The organism is Actinomycetospora termitidis, assembly GCF_030286555.1.
Taxonomy (GTDB): Bacteria; Actinomycetota; Actinomycetes; order Mycobacteriales; family Pseudonocardiaceae; genus Actinomycetospora; species Actinomycetospora termitidis.
The window spans coordinates 338,068-358,605 of the sequence record NZ_JASVWF010000001.1; the positions used below are offsets into that span (position 1 = coordinate 338,068).

At 69.9% G+C, this 20,538-nt stretch carries 16 protein-coding genes and 2 pseudogenes; 8 read left to right on the top strand and 10 right to left on the bottom strand.

Annotation, left to right across the window (positions count from 1 at the left end):
* Positions 1–436: 436 nt before the first annotated feature.
* A pseudogene (locus QRT03_RS01720) lies at positions 437–712 on the bottom strand (ricin-type beta-trefoil lectin domain protein); the annotation flags it as partial.
* Positions 713–1,029: 317 nt separating this feature from the next.
* Between QRT03_RS01720 and QRT03_RS01725 the strand changes: the two are divergent.
* Positions 1,030–1,587 carry a TIGR03086 family metal-binding protein gene (locus QRT03_RS01725; protein ID WP_286050694.1) on the top strand — a complete coding sequence of 186 codons (558 nt, stop codon included), beginning with the start codon at positions 1,030–1,032 and terminating at the stop codon, positions 1,585–1,587.
* Positions 1,588–1,629: 42 nt separating this feature from the next.
* Here QRT03_RS01725 and QRT03_RS01730 read toward each other — a convergent pair whose 3' ends face one another.
* Positions 1,630–2,919: a heparin lyase I family protein gene (locus tag QRT03_RS01730; RefSeq protein ID WP_286050695.1), complete on the bottom strand. Its 1,290-nt coding sequence runs from the start codon at positions 2,917–2,919 to the stop codon at positions 1,630–1,632.
* Positions 2,920–3,122: 203 nt separating this feature from the next.
* Here QRT03_RS01730 and QRT03_RS01735 point away from each other — a divergent pair, with 203 nt between their 5' ends.
* Positions 3,123–3,734 carry a hypothetical protein gene (locus QRT03_RS01735; protein ID WP_286050697.1) on the top strand — a complete coding sequence of 204 codons (612 nt, stop codon included), beginning with the start codon at positions 3,123–3,125 and terminating at the stop codon, positions 3,732–3,734.
* On the opposite strand, the gene QRT03_RS01740 is transcribed toward QRT03_RS01735, so the two are convergent.
* From QRT03_RS01740 to QRT03_RS01750, 3 genes are read right to left on the bottom strand one after another with little or no spacing between them, the layout of a single operon-like run.
* On the bottom strand, positions 3,694–4,161 hold the full coding sequence (locus tag QRT03_RS01740; RefSeq protein WP_286050698.1) for a hypothetical protein: 468 nt from the start codon (positions 4,159–4,161) through the stop codon (positions 3,694–3,696). The two genes, QRT03_RS01735 and QRT03_RS01740, sit on opposite strands and share 41 nt — an antisense overlap.
* A gap of 43 nt (positions 4,162–4,204) precedes the next feature.
* On the bottom strand, positions 4,205–4,561 hold the full coding sequence (locus tag QRT03_RS01745) for a DUF6752 domain-containing protein (protein WP_286050699.1): 357 nt from the start codon (positions 4,559–4,561) through the stop codon (positions 4,205–4,207).
* Complete coding sequence (locus QRT03_RS01750; RefSeq protein ID WP_286050701.1) at positions 4,558–6,003, bottom strand: class I SAM-dependent methyltransferase; 1,446 nt, start codon at positions 6,001–6,003, stop codon at positions 4,558–4,560. The genes QRT03_RS01745 and QRT03_RS01750 overlap by 4 nt, the downstream gene beginning before the upstream one ends.
* A 147-nt stretch (positions 6,004–6,150) precedes the next feature.
* Between QRT03_RS01750 and QRT03_RS01755 the strand changes: the two genes are divergently transcribed.
* Positions 6,151–7,026: a class I SAM-dependent methyltransferase gene (locus tag QRT03_RS01755; protein WP_286050702.1), complete on the top strand. Its 876-nt coding sequence runs from the start codon at positions 6,151–6,153 to the stop codon at positions 7,024–7,026.
* 53 nt (positions 7,027–7,079) lie between these two features.
* A complete protein-coding gene (locus tag QRT03_RS01760) occupies positions 7,080–8,957 on the top strand; it encodes a glycosyltransferase (protein ID WP_286050703.1) in 1,878 nt (625 codons plus the stop codon).
* 3 nt (positions 8,958–8,960) lie between these two features.
* Here the strand turns inward: QRT03_RS01760 and QRT03_RS01765 are convergent, their stop codons facing one another.
* On the bottom strand, positions 8,961–9,365 hold the full coding sequence (locus QRT03_RS01765) for a rhodanese-like domain-containing protein (RefSeq protein ID WP_286050704.1): 405 nt from the start codon (positions 9,363–9,365) through the stop codon (positions 8,961–8,963).
* Positions 9,366–9,384: 19 nt separating this feature from the next.
* Positions 9,385–11,187: an arabinofuranosyltransferase gene (locus QRT03_RS01770; RefSeq protein WP_286050705.1), complete on the bottom strand. Its 1,803-nt coding sequence runs from the start codon at positions 11,185–11,187 to the stop codon at positions 9,385–9,387.
* Between the two features lie 323 nt (positions 11,188–11,510).
* On the opposite strand from QRT03_RS01770, the pseudogene wsfD reads away from it, so the two are divergent.
* Positions 11,511–12,872, top strand: a pseudogene (gene wsfD, locus QRT03_RS32310) (glycan biosynthesis hexose transferase WsfD); the annotation flags it as partial.
* Positions 12,873–12,942: 70 nt separating this feature from the next.
* Here the strand turns inward: wsfD and QRT03_RS01775 are convergent.
* Together QRT03_RS01775 and QRT03_RS01780 are read right to left on the bottom strand one after the other, a co-directional pair.
* Positions 12,943–14,967 (bottom strand): DUF6541 family protein, encoded by a 2,025-nt coding sequence (locus tag QRT03_RS01775; protein WP_286050706.1) that lies wholly within the window; start codon positions 14,965–14,967, stop codon positions 12,943–12,945.
* A gap of 22 nt (positions 14,968–14,989) precedes the next feature.
* Positions 14,990–15,496, bottom strand: a complete 507-nt coding sequence (locus QRT03_RS01780) for an acyltransferase (RefSeq protein ID WP_286050707.1) — start codon at positions 15,494–15,496, stop codon at positions 14,990–14,992.
* A 109-nt stretch (positions 15,497–15,605) separates the two neighbouring features.
* Between QRT03_RS01780 and QRT03_RS01785 the strand changes: the two genes are divergently transcribed.
* Positions 15,606–16,307 (top strand): class I SAM-dependent methyltransferase, encoded by a 702-nt coding sequence (locus QRT03_RS01785; RefSeq protein ID WP_286050708.1) that lies wholly within the window; start codon positions 15,606–15,608, stop codon positions 16,305–16,307.
* Between the two features lie 259 nt (positions 16,308–16,566).
* Positions 16,567–17,949, top strand: coding sequence for a hypothetical protein (locus QRT03_RS01790; RefSeq protein WP_286050709.1), 1,383 nt, complete (start codon positions 16,567–16,569; stop codon positions 17,947–17,949).
* A 53-nt stretch (positions 17,950–18,002) separates the two neighbouring features.
* Here the strand turns inward: QRT03_RS01790 and QRT03_RS01795 are convergent, their stop codons facing one another.
* Complete coding sequence (locus tag QRT03_RS01795) at positions 18,003–19,295, bottom strand: hypothetical protein (RefSeq protein WP_286050710.1); 1,293 nt, start codon at positions 19,293–19,295, stop codon at positions 18,003–18,005.
* Positions 19,296–19,408: 113 nt separating this feature from the next.
* Between QRT03_RS01795 and QRT03_RS01800 the strand changes: the two genes are divergently transcribed.
* A complete protein-coding gene (locus QRT03_RS01800) occupies positions 19,409–20,518 on the top strand; it encodes a glycosyltransferase (RefSeq protein WP_286050711.1) in 1,110 nt (369 codons plus the stop codon).
* Positions 20,519–20,538: the final 20 nt, after the last annotated feature.

Genomic DNA, 20,538 nt, shown 5'->3' on the forward strand with positions numbered 1-20,538 from the left:
CGACGTTGTTCCACGGGGTGTCGTCGAACTTCCCGAAGCCCGACGAGGTGAAGCTCGAGTCCCACGTCTGCGTGGTCTGGGGCGGCAGGCTCGTCGTGGTGGTCGTGGTCGTCGTCGGCGGGACAGTCGTCGTGGTGGTGACCGGCGGGACGGTGGTCGTGGTCGTCACCGGCGGGACGGTCGTCGTGGTGGTGGTCACCGGCGGAGCGGTCGTCGTGGTCGTCACCGGCGGGACGGTCGTCGTGGTCGTCACCGGCGGAGCGGTGGTCGTGGTCGTCACCGGCGGAGCGGTGGTCGTCGTGGTGACCGGCGGAGCGGTGGTCGTCGTGGTGACCGGCGGCGGGGTCGTCGTCGGCGTCGACAGCGCCGGCACGCGCCACTTCTGCGCGTTGGTGTTCACGCACGTGGCGATGGTGATGACCACGCGAGCGGCGATCCGGTTGTTCTGCGGCGCCAGACACGTGCGCGACTTCTGGTTCTGGATCACGCCGGTCGACTGGATGGTCCACTTCTGCGAGGTGGACGTCGTCGAGCACACGACGAGCACGACCCGGGTGCCGTTACCCGTCGCCCCGCCGAGCGTGTCAATGCACCGTCCCTGGACGCGGATCGTGCCGTCCGACCAGCGGGACCACTGCTGCCCGACATTCGTGCCGCAGTAGTTGAGCCACTGCGCGTTGTTCGTCGCCGTGGAGTTGTTGGAGTTCTCCATGCAGCCACCGGCGACGTTCGCGATCGGTCCGGTCACGGTGGCCGCGGACGCCTGACCTGCCCCGAGACCCACCGTCAACCCGATCAGGAGCGCCAACGCCCCGATCGCCGCCACCACAGTCGTCCGGACCCGATGTATTGCCACGACGCCCCCCAGGAACTCACTACTGGTGGCGATGTCGCGTGGATCTCGGAAAGCATTACGGTCGACGTCACACGAATGGTCGCAGTTGGGTCACGGAAAGTTTCCGGCCACCCATGTCGAACGGCGACGCCCAGGATCGACGTCCCCGTGTCGAGCCGAGGAGAGGGGACGTCATGGACGCCGCACAGGAGTACCGGGAGATCGCCGGCCGGTTCACGCAGGTGGTCGAGGGAGTGCCCGACGAGGAGACGTGGAACCGGCAGTCGCCGGTGCCCGCGTGGACCGCGCGGGACGTCGTCCGCCACCTCGTCGAGTGGTTTCCCGGTTTCCTGGAAGGCGGGGCCGGTGTCCGCCTCCCGGCGGGCCCGAGCGTGGACCAGGACCCGGTCGCCGCCTGGCGGACCATGAGCGACGGTGTCCAGGCCCTGCTGGAGGACCCGACCACCGCGGAGAAGCAGCTCGTGAACCCGCACATCGGCACCGTTCCTCTGCCTCAGGCGGTGCTGCAGTTCTTCGGCGCCGACGTCTTCATGCACACCTGGGACCTCGCCCGGGCGACCGGTCAGGACGAGCGACTCGACCCCGCCCGGTGCGCGGCGCTCCTCGAGGGCATGGAGCCGATGGACGAGATCCTGCGGGCGTCGGGGCAGTACGGCCCCAGGGTCGAGGTCGATCCGGATGCCGACGTGCAGACCCGCATGCTCGCGTTCATCGGCCGCGACCCCCGCTGAGCGCACGACGACGGGTCCGGGCGGACCCGTCGTCGGGAAGGATCAGCTCGCGACCTCCGCGTAGGTGTTGCCGATCTTCGCGCTCTCGATCGTGTACTGCGCGGGCTGCGTGATCGCCGAGTCCCGGTAGAGCCCCATCTTCCAGTAGGAGCTCAGCGTCGCGGTCGACGCGGCGCTCGTCGGGTAGAGGGTGCCGCCCGCCGGCTTGTAGCCGGCCAGGACCTGGGTCCCGTTCCGCCAGACGTCGACGACGCCCTTGCCCGGGTCGCGCGAGAACAGGATGTGGACGACGAGGTCGACGCGCTGCCCCGTGGTCGCCGGGGCGAGGACCTTGGAGAATGTGCGTGGGCCCGCCGGGTGGCCGTAGCCGCCGGAGAGGTTGAGGTTGCCGTTCCCGACGGTGAGCTCCAGGGGCGGCGACCCGGTGCCGTCGTTCTTCCACTGGGTCAACAGCTGCCAGCTCGTCACCTGCGTCGGGAAGCCGGCGGGCAGGACGAAGGAGAAGCGGAAGTACCGGTCCTGGCCCTCGATGAACGACGCGGTCGTCGGGACGATCTCGGTGCGCGTGCCGCCGCCGGGCATCGTGAAGCGGGCCGCCTTGGCCCCGGAGGTCACCGGCGAGTTGACGATCACCGGTGCGCTCGCCCCCACGTTGTTCCATGGGGTGTCGTCGAACTTCCCGAAGCCGGACGAGGTGAAGCTCGAGTCCCACACCTGGCGAGTCTGACCCGGCGGCGTCGTGGTGGGCGGCGCGGTGGTGGTCGTCGGCGGGACGGTGGTGGTCGGTCGGGGCGTCGTCGTGGTGGTGGGCGGCACCGTCGTGGTGGGCCGCGGGGTGGTCGTCGTCGGTGGGGGCGTGGTGGTCGTCGGGGTGGAGAGGGCCGGGACGGTCCACTTCATCGCCGCGACGTTCGCGCAGGCGGCGATCGTGATCACGACCTTGGCGGCGATCCGGTTGTTCAGCGGGGCCAGGCAGAGGCCGGACTTCTGGTTCTGCACGTAGCCCGCGGCGTAGAAGGTCCAGCGCTGCGAGGTCGAGGACGTGCAGGCGGCGAGCACGACCCGCGTCCCGACGGCGGTCGCACCGCCCGCGGTGTCGGCGCAGCCGTTCTGCACGCGCAGGGTGCCGTCGGCGTAGCGCGACCACTGCTGCCCGGCGTTCGTCCCGCAGACGTTCAGCCACTGCGGGTTGTTCGGCGCGGCCGTGTTGTTCGAGTTCTCCAGGCACCCACCCGCGGTGTCGGCGACCCGCCCGGTCACCACCGCGGCCTGCGCCCGCCCGGGCGCGACACCCGCCGTCAGGACCCCGACGAGGAGGGCCAGAGCACCCACCACGGACATCACGGCCCATGTGCGACGGTGTGGCGCCCGTCCCCGGGCACCTCCACCCGTCCAGCTGTCACTGTCCGTCATCCCGCCCCCTCTGTGCGTGACCATCACTGCGGGCTTCGCTCCGAGGCGCTCCGGTATTAGTCCGAACGGACTACACGACCGGGTGATCACGACGGGGTCACGAGCAGGGGAAGGTCCCGACGATGCCTCGCCCGGTCGCCCTGGCCGCCGCCGCGATCCCTCCGTTGCTGCTCGCGGCGCTGGGGCTGTCGCACCCGACCGTCCTCACCCCGGAGTCGGCGCCGTGGTGGCGTGACCTCCACGTGATCGGGCTGCTGCTGTTCCCGCTGCTCGCCCTCGGCCCGTGGGTGGTGGTGCGCGGGCGGGGCCTGCTGCTCGAGGGGGTCGTGGTCGTCCTCGGCCTGGTGTACGCGTGCTTCTACACCGCGCTGGACGTCCTGGCCGGGATCGGCGGCGGGCACGAGACGATGGCGCTCGGGCCCGGCCCGTGGGTGTCGGCGCTGTTCGGCATCGCCGACCAACTCGTCGTGCCGGGCGTGTACGCCTACCTGGCGGCGACCGTCATCGGCGGCGTCACCGCGATCGTGGTGACGCCCGGGCCCCGCCGGGTCCTCCCCGTCGTCGGGACCGTCCTGGCGGTCGGCGGGGCGTACTCGTTCCTGACGAGCCACATCTACTACCCGGTCGGGGTGCTGACGATGGTGGTGCTCGCGGTGGGGTGGACGGCGATGGCGGCGGGGGTGCCGCGGCCGGTCAGGACGTCGCCGCGGCGGCGGCAGCCTGCTCCCACATGAGCAGGACGACGGCGAGGGTGAAGACGGCGAGCGGGGTGGGCATGCCCGGCAGGTCCGCCTCGGCGTCGCCGCGCCAGGTGCCGGTCCGCCGGATCGAGCCGACCGGCTCCTCGGTGTCGGGGTCGGCCACCCACTCCTGGTCGGCCTTCCAGATCGAACGCCGCCGGAAGTAGTAGGTGCCCTCGGGGGTGACGATCGACCAGCGCTTGCGCCCGATCCGCTCGGCCCGCGCGACCTCGGCTCCGTCGTCCGTGGTCAGGGTGTACTGCGACCCGGTCCAGGACGCCTGGACCTCGTAGGCGATCCCGTCGAGGGTGTAGCGCACGGACGACCGCCATCCCTTGGCCTCGAGCACGAGCAGGGGCGCGTCGTCCTCGCGGACCTCCCAGCGAGAACGCAGCGACGACACCCGGTGGGCCTCCAGCATGCGCGGAATCAGACCAGGGTGTCGGCACCCGCTCAAGGGGAACTCAGGTCGGCTCGGCGTCGTCGTCACGCAACCGCACGATGTCGATCTCCCGATCGTGCAGCGGCAGCACGACCTCGGTGACCAGGTCCGTCACCTCGGCCACCCGGGCCGAGAGACGTCGCCCCTCGTCGATGTCGACGTCGAGCGCCTCTACCCGGCCGCGCAGCCTCTCGCTCTCCTCGCGGAGGCCGTCAGCCCGTTGCTGCAGGTCGGCCAGCTCGGCACGCAGGATTCGGATGTCGGACAGCAGGTTGTCGCGGTCCGAGCGCAGCACCTCGACGTCGTGGAGGACCGCCGTCCACTCCGGCACCAGGACGCGGCGAGCCGCGCTCCCGAGCACGCGCACCGGGTTCTTCATGCGGCACCCACCGTCGCCGGAGCTCTTCGGACCTCGAGCCAGTGCGGTGCATGCTCGACGACGAGCCCGTGGCGGAGGGCCTGCGCGCCGAACCTCGGGCTCGCCTCCCCGGGATCGACGACCGCGAGGCCCCCTCGGCGCAGGACCATGCCGAGCATGCGCAGGACGTTGTCACGCGCCGGTTCGTCGAGGACTGTCAGCAGCCGCCCGACGAGGACCACCCAGCCGTGTTCCTCGGCAGCGAGCCGCGCCCCGGACCGGATCACCGCGCGGAGGTCGCGGAAGTTCACCGAGCGGATGTCGGCGTTCTTCCCGACGACGGCGGTGCGGGCGCGGGCAAGCGCGATCTCGTTCCAGTCCAGACCCACGGCCCGACCGAGCCGATCGGCGAGGAACGCCGTGTCGGCTCCCGCTCCACAGCCCAGGTCCAGCGCAGGAAATCCGGGTTCGAGGGCGACCACGCGGCGCGCGCGGGCGCTGACGTCGTCCCGCTCGGGACGGAGCGCCCAATCCTCGCGGTCCACGTGCATTCCCGGGAACCACGTTTCCAGGCGACGACGGGTGGCGAGCGGCGTCTCGAACCGGAACGCCGGGTCCGGAACGCGCCAGCCTGGTCCGTAGTTCGCCTCGAGCGCGAGCTCGACGTCAGCGGGAGCCGGCATTCGCCGTCCAGCGATCGTCACGGTAGTGCGCGGCAACAGATCCGCACGCCGCGCGGGGTGGCGGATGCAGAAGAGCTGGTGCCAGTGACCCTCGCGGATGAAGCCGGCGAACACGTCGACGTAGTGGTCCGAGACACCGTCGTGCGAGAAGTGCATCTGTAGATGTCCGGCCGAGTGCCGGAGCACCGAGAATCCGGCTCGCCGCAGCACACGCCCGACCTCGAACCCCTCGCGCGCGACAGCGGACGGGTCGTCTTGGGTGCTCACGTAGCCGAGGTCGACGTCATCGTCGTGACCGAGCAGCCGCCCCTCACGAACGGCGCCGAGCAGCGTGCCGCCGGTGATGAACGGCTCGAGGCCGAGGTCGCGCTCCAGCACCGCGGCCACCTCTTCGGCGTGGTCGAGGAGCCGGTCCGTGACACCGGGGTCGCTGTCGCCGAGCGCACGCCCGAGCCGACCCCACTTGTTGACCACGAGGTCGCGGCCGGAGGCGTCGGTGACCGTGAACCGGCCACCATGGCCGAGATCGGCCGTGACCTCGGCTCCCGGGTCGTAACCGGGGCGCCTGAGTGCGATCGTGCCGCGGCCCCGCAGGTGTGGCCGGAGGGCCTCGGGCCACGGGATACGTGCCGCCGGATGGTCCTCGAGCCGCACGGAGAAGAGACGCCGACCGTCGAGGAGGACGTCGACGGGTCCGGCGTACGGGTCGGCTCGGATCACCAGGACGTCGGGACGCACGGCGAGGACGACCGGCGCCGTGACAGGGATCTCGCCCTCCATGGGGAGTCACCGTACGGACCCCCGATCGTCGTTGGACATCCACCTCCCGGCCACATAGGCGCGGCGTCGCGTGAACGCTCGACGACGGGCGGTGGTCGGAGTCGTCCGGCCATCGACGTGGCGCACAACAACCGGTTCGATGGCCCGATGGTCCGGATTCCGAGGGCGCGGCGCCTGCGCCACGCGGTGCGACTGCGACTGCTGCAGGCGATGCAGGACGCCGTGGTCCCGGTGGTGGCTGCGCAGGTCGACGAACTCCGCCGCGAGCAACAGCGGCGGTTCACGGAGCTCTCTGCCCAGGTGGAGGGCCTCCGTGTGGGGATGCACGCGCGCGAGGTCCGCGACCGGCGCGACATGCTCGCCGCGGGGGAACGCGAGGCGGTGGAGTCGAGCGCGCGATTCGTCCGCGACGCGATGACGGGCGCGCGGACGTTTCCGACGCCGCCCGAGACACTTGCACACGCGCTGTCGCTCGCCCCGACGGGCGGCATGGCGCTCGAGTTCGGTGTCTACAGCGGGACGACGCTGCGACAGATCGCAGCGGCGCGCAACGGGGCCGAGGTCTACGGCTTCGACTCGTTCGAGGGACTCCCCGAGGACTGGCGCGCCGGGTTCAGGGCCGGCACCTTCGCCGTCGAGCAGGTCCCGGAGGTGGAGGGCGCGGAGCTCGTGGTCGGCTGGTTCTCGGAAACCCTGCCGGCCTTCTTCGAGGCCCACCCCGGGCCCGTCGACGTCCTCCACCTCGATGCCGACCTCTACTCCTCCACCGCGACCGCGCTCGAGCTCGTCGGCCCACGCCTCCGACCGGGCTCGGTGGTCGTCTTCGACGAGTACCTCAATCATTCCGGCTGGCAGGACGGCGAGCACCGCGCCTGGCGGGAGTTCGTGGCCGCGCACGACATCGAGTTCGTCTACGAGGCATTCACCCACGACAGCGAGCAGGTCGTCGTGGTCATCACCGGCACTCGCGACGTGGGCGCCCCAGAGCCACGACACGCGTCTGACACCGCCGGACACACCTGACCAGCCCGTCTCCTACCCTTCGACGCAGTGTTGTCGGGGAGAGGGCCGAGCCTGTGACGGACGTTCAGACCGAGACGAGGCCGGCCAGGGGGCCGGCGACGCCACCGGGACGGCTGGTCGTCCAACGCGGTCTGTTCACCGGCCCGACCGCCGACATCCCCGACGAGATGTACGTCGAGGTCCTCGACGGGCACGCGGAACGCCGCCGCCGCCACGTCAAGGTCGGTGCCTTCGGCCGGGTGTCCACGAACACCTACTTCGGCCGCTTCCCCGCCGCCTACTGGCAACGCTGGACGACCGCCACCTCGGTCCGCTTCGAGGGCCGGATCAGCGGAGCCGGCCGCGTCATGCTGCGCGCGTCGGACACCAACGGCGTCCCCCGCACTGTCGCCGTCCACGATGCGCAGACCGAGAACGTCCGGCTCGAGGCCCGCCTCGACCGCTTCCTCGACGGCGGCGGGCTGTGGATCGAGATCGTCACCGACGACGCCGAACTGCTGCTCCACGACGCGCGGTGGACGGTCGAGGACCCGGGGACACGGCGACACACCAGCATCGTCATCTGCACCCACAACCGCGCCGACGACTGCGCGACGACCCTCGCCGCGCTCGCCGACGACCGCGAGGCGACGCGCGTGGTCGACGAGATCATCGTCGTCGACCAGGGCACCGACCCCGTCGAGTCCCGCCCCGCGTTCGACGAGGTCCGCGAGTCGCTGGGCGACCAGCTCCGCTACCTGCGCCAGTCGAACCTCGGCGGGTCGGGCGGGTTCACCCGCGGCCTGCACGAGGTCGTGACGAAGGCCGGGGACACGCCCACCGATGCGCTGTTCATGGACGACGACGTGCGGTGCGAGCCCGAGGTCGTCGTCCGGATGTCGGCGTTCGCGCAGTTCACGAGCCACCCGACGATCGTCGGCGCGCAGATGCTCAACCTGTTGCACCCGACGCAGGTGCTCGCCGGTGCCGAGTACGCGGTGCTCGAGGACCTCACGAACGGTCACGTGGTGGAGGGAGCGGTCGGCGAGTCCGACGTCACCGCCTACCTCCCGGACGGCACCAAGAACGTGCAGGACCGCCGGGTCGACGCCGGCTACACCGGCTGGTGGTCGTGCCTCATCCCGGTCGAGGTCACGCGGACCATGGGCTACCCCCTGCCGCTGTTCTTCCAGTGGGACGACGTCGAGTACAGCTACCGGGGCCGCGCGTTCGGCTTCCCGACGGTGACCCTCCCGGGCGCAGGGCTGTGGCACGCCGACTTCCCGTGGAAGGACTGGGACGACTGGCACCGGTACTTCAACCTGCGCAACGCCATGATCACCTCGGCCCTGCACAGCGGGTTCCCGGTGCGCCACGTCGCAGCCACGCTCGGCGAGCTCCTCGGTCGCTACCTGCTCTCGATGAACTACGGGCTGGCCGCGACGTTGGTCCGGGCGGTCGAGGACTTCCTCGTCGGCCCTGACGTCCTCGCCGATGGCGGCGTGAGCGCGACCGCACGCATCCGCGCCGAGCGGTCGGCCTACCCCGAGACCGTCATGCACCCGATCTCCGAGGCGCCCGACCTCGGGGCGGCCCAGATGCCGGTCGTCCGCGCGGGCGGCAAGCCGACGCGGATGAAGGCGGTCTGGGCGAAGCGGATCGTGCAGCAGGCGACCGGGCGCGTGCCGTTCCACGAGGGGCTCGTGGGCGCCGGCGAGGCGCACTGGTGGCACGTGGCGCTGTTCGACCGGGTCGCCGTGACCGACGCCGGCCAGGCGGGCGTCCGCGTGCGGCAGCGCGATCCGGAGCTGCTCAAGCGACTCGGCCGCGACGGGGCGAAGGTCCTCTGGCGGCTCGTCCGGGAGGGCGACGAGGTGGCGCAGCGGTGGCGGGCCGCCACCCCGGGCCTCACCGGCGCCGACAACTGGCGTCGCCTCTTCGGCACGGACTAGGAGTCAGGACTTCCTCTCACGCTCCGCGGTAGGGAGGCCGGCCTTCTTCCACGCCCCGAATCCGCCTTCGACGTGCGAGACCTTCTCGACGCCCATGTCGGCCAACGTCGCGGTCGACAGCGCCGAGCGCCAGCCGGACTGGCAGTAGAGCACCAGCTCGCGCTCGGTGCCCTCGAGCTCCGGCTTGAAGTAGGGGCTCTCCGGGTCGACCCAGAACTCGAGCATCCCGCGTGGGGCGTGGAACGCGCCCGGGATCTGGCCTTCGCGCTCGAGTTCCCGGACATCGCGGATGTCGACGAACAGCGCGCCCGGGTCGGCGAGCTTCTCCTGCGCTTCCTCGAGGGTGAGCGTCGTGATCTTCTCGGTCGCCTCATCGATCAGCTGACGGTGGTTCTTCCGGAGCGCCATGGGGCTCACTGTGCCCGGCTCAGCGGCGGACGGCGACCAGGTAGGGGCCGACCTCGCGGACCTGGAAGGACGGCGAGTCGAACAGTCGGCCTGGGAAGGTCACGGTCTCGAAGGCGACGTTGGGGCTCGCGGGGAAGGCGTCCTCCACGATCCGAGTCGTTCCTGAGCCGTCGGGCTGGCGGAGCAGCACGAACACCCGCGGCGTGGGCCACGGTGCGGCGTCGAGCTGCCGGACCAGGTCGCTCGCTTCCCGCGCGGTAGCCCAGGAGCGAATCGCGTCGTTGCGGGCCTCGTACTGTGCGAGCGGGTTCGCGTAGTGCGGCGTCGACTGCTGGAAGCCGTGGAAGGGCTCGGCGACGTAGAACTGTGTTGGCCCGCCCAGGGTGACGAGGTCGGACGACGGGGTCCCGGTCGCCTCGTGCACGGCGGCCAGGAGTTCCGGGGTCCAGGCGTCGATTCGGGAGCGGTCGACACCGCCCGTGGGTGTCATCCCGGTCGGATAAGGGTCGGCGTAGGCCTCCTTCACGTCTTGGCCGTCGGGTGAGATCGCGCCTTGCGCGCAGGCGGCGAGAACCACGACGGCGAGCACGCCACCCAACAGGCGCATGTTCGGAACACGGAGCCGCAGGAGCCGAACGACCTCGACCGCGGTGAGCACGCCGGCACAGACGAGGACAAGCTCGATCACGGGTTCCAGCCGGAATGCCAGGCTGGTCTGGCCGACGAGCAAGAGCGGGACGGTGAGCGCGTACCAGCCCAGGACGAGTGCCCCGAGGAGGCCGAGCGGCCGCGCGAGCCGGACCGACGAGGTCCAGCCCAGGACGATGCCAAACAGCCCGACCAGACACATCGCTCCCACCGACGACGGCTGGAGCATCGGAAACGACCAAAAGGCCCCGTTCGACGGCAGGTAGCGCTGGGCGTAGCTGCGCGTCGGGTCACCACTCAGCACGGCGAGGAGGTAGGGCGCCCAGACTACGAGCGACAGGACGAGGCCGGTCCCGAGTACGAGCCCCGCCCGTCCCAGGCGTGGGAGGAGCTCGCCCAGGCGTCGCCCGCGGGTCGGCACGAGTGCGGCCAACACCACGAACGTCCCGAAGAACCCGGCGTGGAGCGAGTAGGTGACCGCGGCGATGCCGAGGTAGACCCCACTTCCCAGCAACGCCGCGACCCGTCGTAGGGAATGGTCCGAACGCACGGCACGCCACACGATCGCCGCGACCGCCGGCATAGGCGCCACGAGCAGCCAGGCGTACGGCTCGGTCGCGGACACGCCGAGACCGACCACGACGGTCGCCGTGGCGACCAGGACCGCCCTCGCCGGGCGGACCACGAGCCGCCATGCGAAGAGGGCGGCCCCGGAGGCCACCGCGAGCGTGAGGATCGACCAGGGCTTGTAGGCCGCCCACGCCGGGAGCCCGGTGAGATCCGCGAAGCGACCACCGAGCCAGAACCATGCTGCAGGGTAGTAGGAGGGCAGATCGAGGTAGTTCATGTCGACCAGCGAGGTCGTCGAGGCGAAGCGCGCGAGGTTCTGCGTGCGGAAGCTCTGGTCGATGGAGATCCCGCCGAGGTACCAGCGCGTGCCCTGTAGCAGCAGCCCGAGCCAGAGGCTGGGTAGCGCGGCGAGCAGAGCGCAGGTGACGAGCGTGTACCGCGACCGCGCCGCGCGGCGGTCCGATGCGGCAACCCAGACCAGCGCGGCCATAACGAGGGCGCTGCACGTGGCCGCGATCGCCGACGCCGCGTAGGTGGGAAAGGGGATGCGCAGACGGCCGATCGCTAGTTGCAGGGCGATCGAGGTCAGGGCTGCAATGAACACACCGAGCGGACACACGCCCGACAAGCGCGGCCGAAGAGGGTGCATGACCCCAGCACGGTCGTCGCTCAGCCGTCCGGACGCACGAGAAGGTGGAGGAGATCACTGTCCGCGGTCGGCATCGGAGGACACCGGTCGCGTGAAACCCTGACCACAGAGTGACAATCGGCGAGCTAGAACGGGTTCGGCTAGACGTCCGCAGGTACCTCCCGAGGAACTTCGCGATCAGCCGCTACCGTGACGCCAGGCCCTCCACTGGTGATGGAATCTTGGTGATCGCGATTCAGAATGAGCTCCTCGAGCGCGTCTTGAGAGTCGACCGATCGGTGCGAACCGGCGCGACACGGGCAGTTCCCGTTGCCGTCGTCACCAGCCTCTGCCTCGTTGCCTTGCTGCTCGGAACCGGGCTGCTGGGCCCCTCACCCCGAGGCGCGGGAGACAACGGCGACGGTTTCCGCCTCTACTGCGGGGCGGGACTCGTGCCGGACACGCCGAGCGGCCGCTCGAACTGGCAGGGCATCGTCGTGAGCGCTTTCCGGACCGACGGGTCACCGTGCAGAGGAGCAGCGCCCTCGTCCGCCCTTCTACCGATCAGCGTCACCGCGAGCTTCTCCGGACCTGCCTGGGATCTTCGGACGTTGGGCTGGACCTGGGTGGTGGTTCTCATCATCGGATTCGGACTCGCCGCAGCGGCCGCTGGAGCTGCTCGCCCGTGGCGCGCCCTCATCATCCTGCCGGTGGCCGCACCGCTGGCGCTCCCGTGGTTCTCACGCTTCCTGCTCTCGACGTACGCCGAGCCGGCAGGACTAGTTGGGACGGCTCTCGCGTTGGCCGGTATCGCCGCCGCGGCAGTGAGTCCCCCGCGGGGTACATCCCGGTCGATCGCGGTAGCGCTCATCCTCGGAGGAGGAGTGCTCGCGGCCACCGCCAAGCCCGCCTTCGTCGTCGTCCTACTTCCGGCACTCGCAGCGTGCGTGCTGTTCCCTCCGGCCGCACGGCGGCGAGTGGGGGTTTTCGTCGCCGTCCTCGTGGCGATCACGGTCGCTGTTCCCCTGCACTCCGCGCTCACGGCGCAGGACAGGGCCTACGGAGCCGTCAACACCCACAATCTCCTCTTCACCGCGGTCGGCCCCGAGAGCGAGGGGCACGCTCTCGGCCGACTCGGGCTCCCCGCGAGCGCGGCTCGAGGGCTCGGCTCGGGCTTCTACCTCGACGCGGGCGCGTCCATTCCACAGTGGGATGCCGTTGTCGGTTCGCGGTGGCCCGAGCTCCGGGACGAGGCACGGGCTTACGTGCTCTCACACCCGCGAACTGCGTGGCGAATGATCAACAGCGCGTTGATCGCCGTCTCCGACCCACGAGTCACCTACCTGCCCACCAGCCTGGAGGGCACGCCGCACGCGGTCCCGATCGCGCCCCCCGTTCCGACGTTCGGGGAGCAAGGCGCTTCGGGACAGACCCTGAAGCCATGGCTCGACAGCCGGCCCCTCGGCCGGCTTCCACTCGTCGTTCTCGGTCTGGCATTTCTCGTCGCAATCGCCGAGACGGCGCGCGGTAGACGCCGGAGCCCGACGTCGTCGGCATTGGCCGCACTATGCGTCGCGGCGGTGTGCAGCATGCTGCTCGTCGCCACGTCTGCCGTGTTGGGCGACGGGTACTTCGAACTACCGAAGCACACCTGGTTGGCCGCATATGCTGGATCCGTCGGCGCTGCGGCGGTGCTGTTCTACGTCTTCCGGTTGGCGGCGGCCTCGACCGTCAGGGAGCGCGGATGGCGTCGGGCTCGAGTCGATAGATCGTCACCGAACCGGCGCGGAACGCTGGAACCAGCCCGGGAAGCCCGTCGAGGTTCTGCAGTCCCCGAGGGACGGACAGGAGATTGACCCGTGGCCAGCTGTCAGGAGCACCGCCGGTCCCTATGGACGGCGCCTGGGAGTCCACGTACACCCACACGACGTCGAGGTCGCGAAGGTCCCGGCGGACTCGAGGGTTGGACGGGTACGTCCGGAATTCGGCCATCAGGCCCCACGAGGCCGGAGAAGAAGGGTTTCCGAGTGTGGCGAGGTTGACCACCGGGAGTCCGTACTGCGTGTACAAGAACGTCGAACCGTCGTTGGCAGAATTGAGCACCCGCTGCCCCGGGAGGATGCGCGGGGCGAGCCAGGCCGCGGCCGCCTCGTCATCTCCATCGACCCTCGTGAAGTCGGGTGTTGCATAGCGGGAAGCGATGGCGTTCTCGTTGGTGCGCGCGTAGCCGTAGCCCGAGCCCGCGAGATACCACCCGAAGAGCACGGCGAGGAACGCGGCCGTGACGACAGGGACTGCAGACCGACGAACTACCGGGAGATGACGGGCCAGCCAGCGGAGCGCGAGGACCAGGCCCACGGCGCCGACCGGCGCGCCGACCAGGCTGAGATGGGACCAGACCCTTGGTTCGGAGTTGTAGAAGAACGAGGTGAGGACTCCCGCAGGGCCGCGACCGGGTGCGACGAGGAACGAGATCACGATCGCGAACCACACGGCCACCAACGCCAGCGCCGGGATGCCGCGGCGCGCGGCAACCAGGACGAGAACACCGAGAAGAATCAGCATCGCGGCGACGAACTGCGATCGTATGCTGTCGGGGTCGAGGTAGCCGCTGTAGGCGTAGCTGAGTGCTTTGCCGACTGCGAGCGCGATCGGACGGTCGGAGGTGCCCGTCGCGAACGACGTGGTTTTCGCGACCGCAGAAGCGCCGATCACCAAAGTCGGTAGGGCGAGAACGGCAGCCACCGAAGTGGGAGGCAAGAAGGCCCGTACCGCGGGGATGAGGTCCCTGGAACCACGACGCGCAACGTCAACGGCGAGATAGACGACCGCGCTCACACCGATCGTGATCAACGCACTTGGGTGGACGATCGCCCCCCCGGCGACGGCCACGCCGGCTGCGATGAGCACTGATCGGGGGGCCCGTCGCCACGCGAAGAGCCCAGCCAAGGTGCCGGACGCCAAGGCGAGCGCCACCGAGTTCGGGAGGATTCCGCCGTCATGCGCGAGCTGAGCCCCCGGCCGATAGAGGGTCGCCGTCAGCAGACTAGCCATTCCCGCGGCGCCAGCGGCCACGTCCCGAGCACCACCGACCGATCGAGCGAGTACGGCCGCCAAGCAGGCCGCTCCGAGCGGTGCTCCGATCGCGACTAGCACGATCGTCATAGCGTTGACGGCCACGACGACGTCGCCGGTGGCCTGCGTGACCGCGCCCGCGAGCAGGTGGAAGCCGGCCGGGTAGAAGAACGGGTCCGAACCGGTGAGGACATCGGTCGGCGCCAGGTTCCAGGGGGCACCGGATCCCGTGCGGGCGATGTACGACGACAGTGCCAGATGGAAGATCATGTCGTGCTCCTGCGGATAGGTCCGCAGGGTCCAGCCCATACCGCCGAGCCACGAAACAAGGCTCACCGCGATCCCGAGGAGGGCGACGGCGAGCCCGAGAACACTCACGACCGGACGTGGTCGGCGTCGGGTTCTTGAGCCGATGATCATTCGGCGCCGATGACGGAGAACGAGCCGAGATCCGCCGCCGAGCGCGATCACGACCGTTGCCGTGGCGAGCGCCGGCAGACCGTAGGAAGCGCCGAGTGCGGTGGTCGCCATCCCGGTCATCGCAGCGACGACGACTGAACACGGCGCCGCGAGCGACGCGTACCAGAACGGGGAGCGAACCCCGAGCAAGAGCAGGACCGCGGCGCCCGGCAGGACGACGACGAGCAAGGAGACGCCCAGTGCCGCAATGTCGAGGACCAACGCTGCCCCTCCCTCCTTCGGCCTACGAGAGGCTAGCGGGAGGACGTTCGCCGCCTGGCGCCACATCTCCGGGTGCCGGCCGCGGGATCTGCGAGATCACCCGCGCGGGAACGCCGGCGACGACCGTGTAGGGCGGTACGTCCTCGACGACCACGGCTCCGACTCCGACCACGGAGTGGGCCCCGACTCGGCAGGGCCCGACGATGGTGGCGTTGCTGGTGATCCACGCCCCCTCGTCGATCACCACGTCTCGTCCCTCGGCCGGAACCGATCGGTGTCGTTCCTTGCCGAACTTCGTCACATCGTGGGTTCCGGTCAGAACGGTCACATTGTGCCCGAAGAACGACCACGGCCGCATCGTCACGGTTCCGGACGACAGATTGAAGGTGGCATTGTTGACGACGGCAGTCCGGTGGATTTCGAGCCTTCTCGGGTCCCCATAGATACGAGCACGGAAGAGGCTCGGGTATCGCAGACGAGCCGAGAGGGCGACGACAGCCCGACGGGCCGTGGCCCGTGCGCCGATCATGAACAGTCCCCCTCCGGGTCACCCGGTCGACCCCGAGAACCAGGAGCCCGCCCGGACGGCTATCAGGCCCGGATCGTAGCGATACGTGGTCGTACACCAGAATCAGCTCATGACGACCACGGACTGGGACGCCTACGCGGGGACCTACCGTCAGCTCGTTGACGAGTCGACGGTCCCGCCGCTCCTCGCGGGCGTGATGTCCGCAGCGACCGGGACCATGATCGACGTTGGTTGTGGTGACGGCATCCTGCTCGATCTCGTCCGCGGGTCGTTCGGCGACTCCTGGGGCATCCAAGGCTTCGAGATCAGCGCTGCGCGCGCGGACATCGCCCGGGCCCGAGGACACGAGGTGCTCGTCGACGAGCGGGGCGACGTCCCAGCAGCCGCTGGGGCATTCGATCTCGTGACGTCGACCCACGTCATCGAGCACGCGCCCGACGACGCGGCCTACGCCGCCGAACTCGCTCGCCTCGTCCGGCCCGGTGGCTTGGTCTACGTGGAGACGCCGGTCAAGATGAGGGGGGCGTGGTACTTCCGCCGCAATCCCGAGGCCGGCTGGGTGCTCGATCCCACGCACGTGCGGGAGTATCGGTCCGCCGGAGCCGTCAACGCGGTCCTCCGGTCGGCCGGTCTTGAGATCCTCGCCGAGGATCTCACGCCGGTGAAGTTCCCCCTTGCCGCCGCCGAGCTGCTCGTCAGGCGCCTAGCCCGACTGCCGCAACCCACCGGTGCCCGGACCGGACTAGGGGCCGTCGGGGTCCCCATTCCGCGATACCGCCAGCAAGCAGTCCTGGCTCGGCGGCCATCCTGACTTACTGCTCGTTTTTCCGCGCGTCGCGTCTGGACCGTCAAGGCTTCGGCTCCGAACCGCAGCCCTCAGATGCTCGAACACCGGCAACACCTGGTCCGGCGCGAGCTCGTGCCGCGCTCGGCCTCGACGACGACCGTCCTGATCACGCTCCGGTGTCGGTGCGTCGCGTGGAGTAGTCAGCTCCTTACTGCGAAGGTCCCGCCTCATGGGGGACACGACGGCGCTGATTACGCGACCGGCGATAGCTACGACGAGCCACATGACCGGGCGCGCCCGCCGAGACGTCGCGGCGGCCGCCGTGGTGGGCCTTGTACTCGGTGTCGCGATGGCATGGACAACCCGTGGCGCGCTGCTCGACGACGCCTTCATTTCGCTGGACTACGCCCGCAACGTCGCCGCGGGCGGGTGTTGGTGCGTCAATACAGGAATGCCCTCGAACACCGCGACGAGCCCGCTATGGGTGCTGCTGCTGTCACTCCCGATGCTTGCACTTGGGCCGGTCGCTGCGCTCGGCGCAGCGAGCGCCGTCGCGATGGCAATGCTCGCCGGAACAGTGGCAGCGTTGGCCCACCGCTTGGGGTTGTCGACCCTAGCCGGGCCGCTCGCGGCGGTCCTGGTGGCGACTTCGCCACTGATGCAGGCCTCGATCGGGTTGGAGTCGCTGCTTGCCGTCGCGTTAATCGCGCTCGGCGCGCACGAGGTGGCGGCCGGACGGATTATGACGATCGGGGTGGTAGCCGGAGCGCTGGTCTTAGTCCGCCCGGACCTTGCAATAGTCTCCGTCGTACTGATTGCTGTCCGCTGGCGTTACGCGGCGATGACTGTCCCGATTGCTGCCGTAGCCGTTGCGCCGTGGTTGGTGGTGTCGCTGCTTTGGTTCGGGACAGTGCTGCCGGACACGCTCATCTGGAAGCAGTCCCAATCCGAGGGCCTCGGCGGGCACTTCTTCGGTGACGCCGTGATCGTGTTCGCTCGAATCTGGCCCGCAGTGACGTGGCTCGGGATGGGCGCCGGCGTCGCCGGCTTCGGCGCGGGACTCTGGCTGTTCATGCAGGCCCGCTCCCGTGGCCCCGTCGTAGCGCTCGGCGTCGGCGCCGCAGCACACCTGTCGGTGCTCTGGACCCTGCACGTTGCACCGTACCCCTGGTACCCGGCTCCAGCCGCTGGCGTGGGAATGACGCTGCTGGCGCTATCGGTGGCCACCCCGGCATCCGGTCGATGGCTGGGCCTGGCCGCGTCCGCTGTGCTCGTGGTGACCGGCGGGGCCTACAGCGCGCGCCACGACTACGTCGCCCTCGGGTCGCCTCTCAACTACAACCGGGCGACCCCCTCCCAATACGCGGCGATCGTCGACCAGGTCCCGACGGGTGCGGTCGTCGAGTCAGCTGATGAGCTCGGCGCGTTCGCGTTCTTCTGTGGAGACCGATGTGCAGTACTCGACCCCCTTTCCGATCGCGGTCGCTTGGCCCCGATCCTCAGCGCGCGATTGGCTTCCTCGCCGGCGTTGCGAATGCTCTACCCGGGTTATGAGCCGGACACTCCTCGACGCGCCGACCACCGAGTGGTACTCGGCAAGGGCGGAGTCACAACATTCTCCGGCTACGGGGGGACCAGCACGATGGACGTCCGACCGAACCACTAACGTCGGGATCGAGACCGCGGACCACCTCGCGCATGACCCCGAACCGCGGATCGCTACGCAGAACCGACGCGCTGATTCGCCACCATCACGCCGAGCATCACGGCGATTGACGCGGCGAGCTGTGCCAGCGCTGCACTGACCTGCGGGTCGCCAGGAAGTAAGAAGACTGCTCCTAGAACGACCAAGCCTACGAACCAGGCGAGCCCGACGTCGCGATGACGACCGAACGCCAGGACTCTCGTCTGCACCACGAACGCGCCTGCCCCCACAACTGTCGACATCGCGAGCGCGAGACTCGCCGGCCAGGGCGGGACGATCTCGACCGCGAAGGCGAACTGTGCCAGCCAGGGGACCACCAGGACTGCACACAGCACCCACGGAGCCGCGAGCACTCCGACGATCAGGAGCAACGGCCGGAGTGCACGGCTGCTCCCGGCGCGGTCATCACGTTGCGCAGCCGCGGAGATCGCAGGCAGCATCACGGCCTGGATCGCCGGGAACACGAAGACCGGGGCGCGGAGGACGACGGCGACGGCGACGAATCCAGCGGCCGCCGTGGGGACGGCGGGAAGCGCTGCCGTCACCGCGACTGGAGCGAGGTTCCAGACGCCCTGTGACGACAAATAGAACAGCGACGTCCAGAGAAGCGCCGGCAGCGAGATCCGATGCAGTCCGCCTACCGCTCCACGCTGGCCACGTGTCCAGGCAGGTCCGAGCGAGCTACGGACAGTCTTGAGGATGCCGGCGCGTGATGCTGCGCCGGCGACGACGGCTGCTGCAAGCGCCGGTGAGAGGACGAGGACCGCGACCCAGCTCTCGAGGTCGTCGGCGCCCCCGACGGCGAGCGCCACGGCGCCGAGAACGGTCAGCGATCCCTCAAGAAGGAACGTACCGCTGTAGGCGCCGTAGCGTCGGCGGGCGGCGAGCGGTCCGCGCACGCCATACGACAGCGCCATCGCGCACGAGCCCAGCGCGAGGGCCCCGGCGATCTCCACGTCCGGAAGCAGCAGAGTTGCGGAGAACGAGAGCGCGACGGCCAGGACCAGGAGCACAGCGGTCCGACGTACCGCCTCCGCCAGGATGGGTGCCGAGTCGACATCGGCGGCCCCCGCCGCAGACATGGCTCGACTGGTCTCGAGTTCGACCGATGCGAAGACCCCGCGTCCGACTGTATTGAGCAGGAGGTAGAACGCGCTGACTGTCGCGAACCCGCCTGCAGGCAAGGTGCGAGCGGCGAGCGCGAGGAGGATGTAGCCGGCCGCGGCCAGCATGACCTGACTGATCGGGACCCCGACCGCGGCGCGCACGCGAGCATCACGAAGGCGCGCGACGAGCGGGAGGACCACGAGCGGCAGGCTACGACTCAGCCCGACACCCGCGGTGCGCAGCCCAGCGGACGCACCGGCGATCCCCGCGAACCACATTGCTACGTTGCCCTTCTCGGCCTCGGGGAGGGCACATGACCGGGCTCCGCATCGTCGCCCTGACCAGTTACGGCGAGCACACTGCGCTCACCGGTGGACGTCTTCGCCGGGACAACCTCCTGCTGGCACTGCGTCACCGGGGGCACCACCTCGAGAGGTTCGACGTGCCCGCCCGGCCCGGTCCGCCATCGGCAGTCCGATCAGTAGCCACCGCCGCGTCGAGGGCGTTCCGCGGGGCAATGGCCGCCGCCGACGTCGCCCTGCTCGGCGACGTCTTCTGCCTCCCTGCCGTTCCCCTGATCCGTCGGGGACGTCGACCGATCGTTCTCGATCTGGTGGACAGCCCCTACCGCCTCGTCGCGTCCGATCCACGGGATACCCCTCGTGAGCGACTTACGGCGGCGGCGAACTCGGCGCAACTCGTGCCGGTGATGCAGGTGCTCTACCCCCTCGTCGACGCCGTCACCTACATCTCGCAGGAGGACATCGAGTGGGACGAGGGTCGGGTGCGGCATTCCCCTCGCACGGCCGTCGTTCCCAATGGCATCGCGCCGGGCCTGTTCGCGCTCGACCTCAGCGAACCTCCGGACGACGGGTACGTCGCCTGGCTGGCGGACTGGGACTACCCGCCAAATCGCGACTCGCTGCGGTGGTTCGTCGAGGACGTCGCCCCGCAATTGCCCGACCACGTCCTCGCCCGGGTACGGCTCTTCGGAGCCGGCGACCCGTGGACGCTCCGTGTCGCCGGCAGGGCCTTCGAGCGGGCCCGCGCGCACATGCGCTTCGCCGGGTTCGTCGAGAGTCTGGACGAGGTCTACAACATGGCCCGCGCCGTCGTCGCGCCGGTGAGCCGGGGCGCCGGGGTGAACAACAAGGTCCTGGAACCGTTGGCTGCCGGGCGCCAGCTCCTCACCACCGACATCGGTACCCGCGGCCTCCCACCGAACGTCCTCGAGCACGTCGAGACCGCCTCCGCAAACGATGAGTTCGCAAAGAAGCTCTGCGACCTGCTCGACACCCCTTGGGATCCGGCTACGGCTCGACAGGCCCGCGATTCCGTTCATTCGCTGAGCTGGGGCCGTGCGGGAGAGCTCATGGAGGACGTTCTGACGAGCGTGGCGGCGATCGGCCGGGGGGGACGCTAGTCCCAGCCCTCACGATGAGG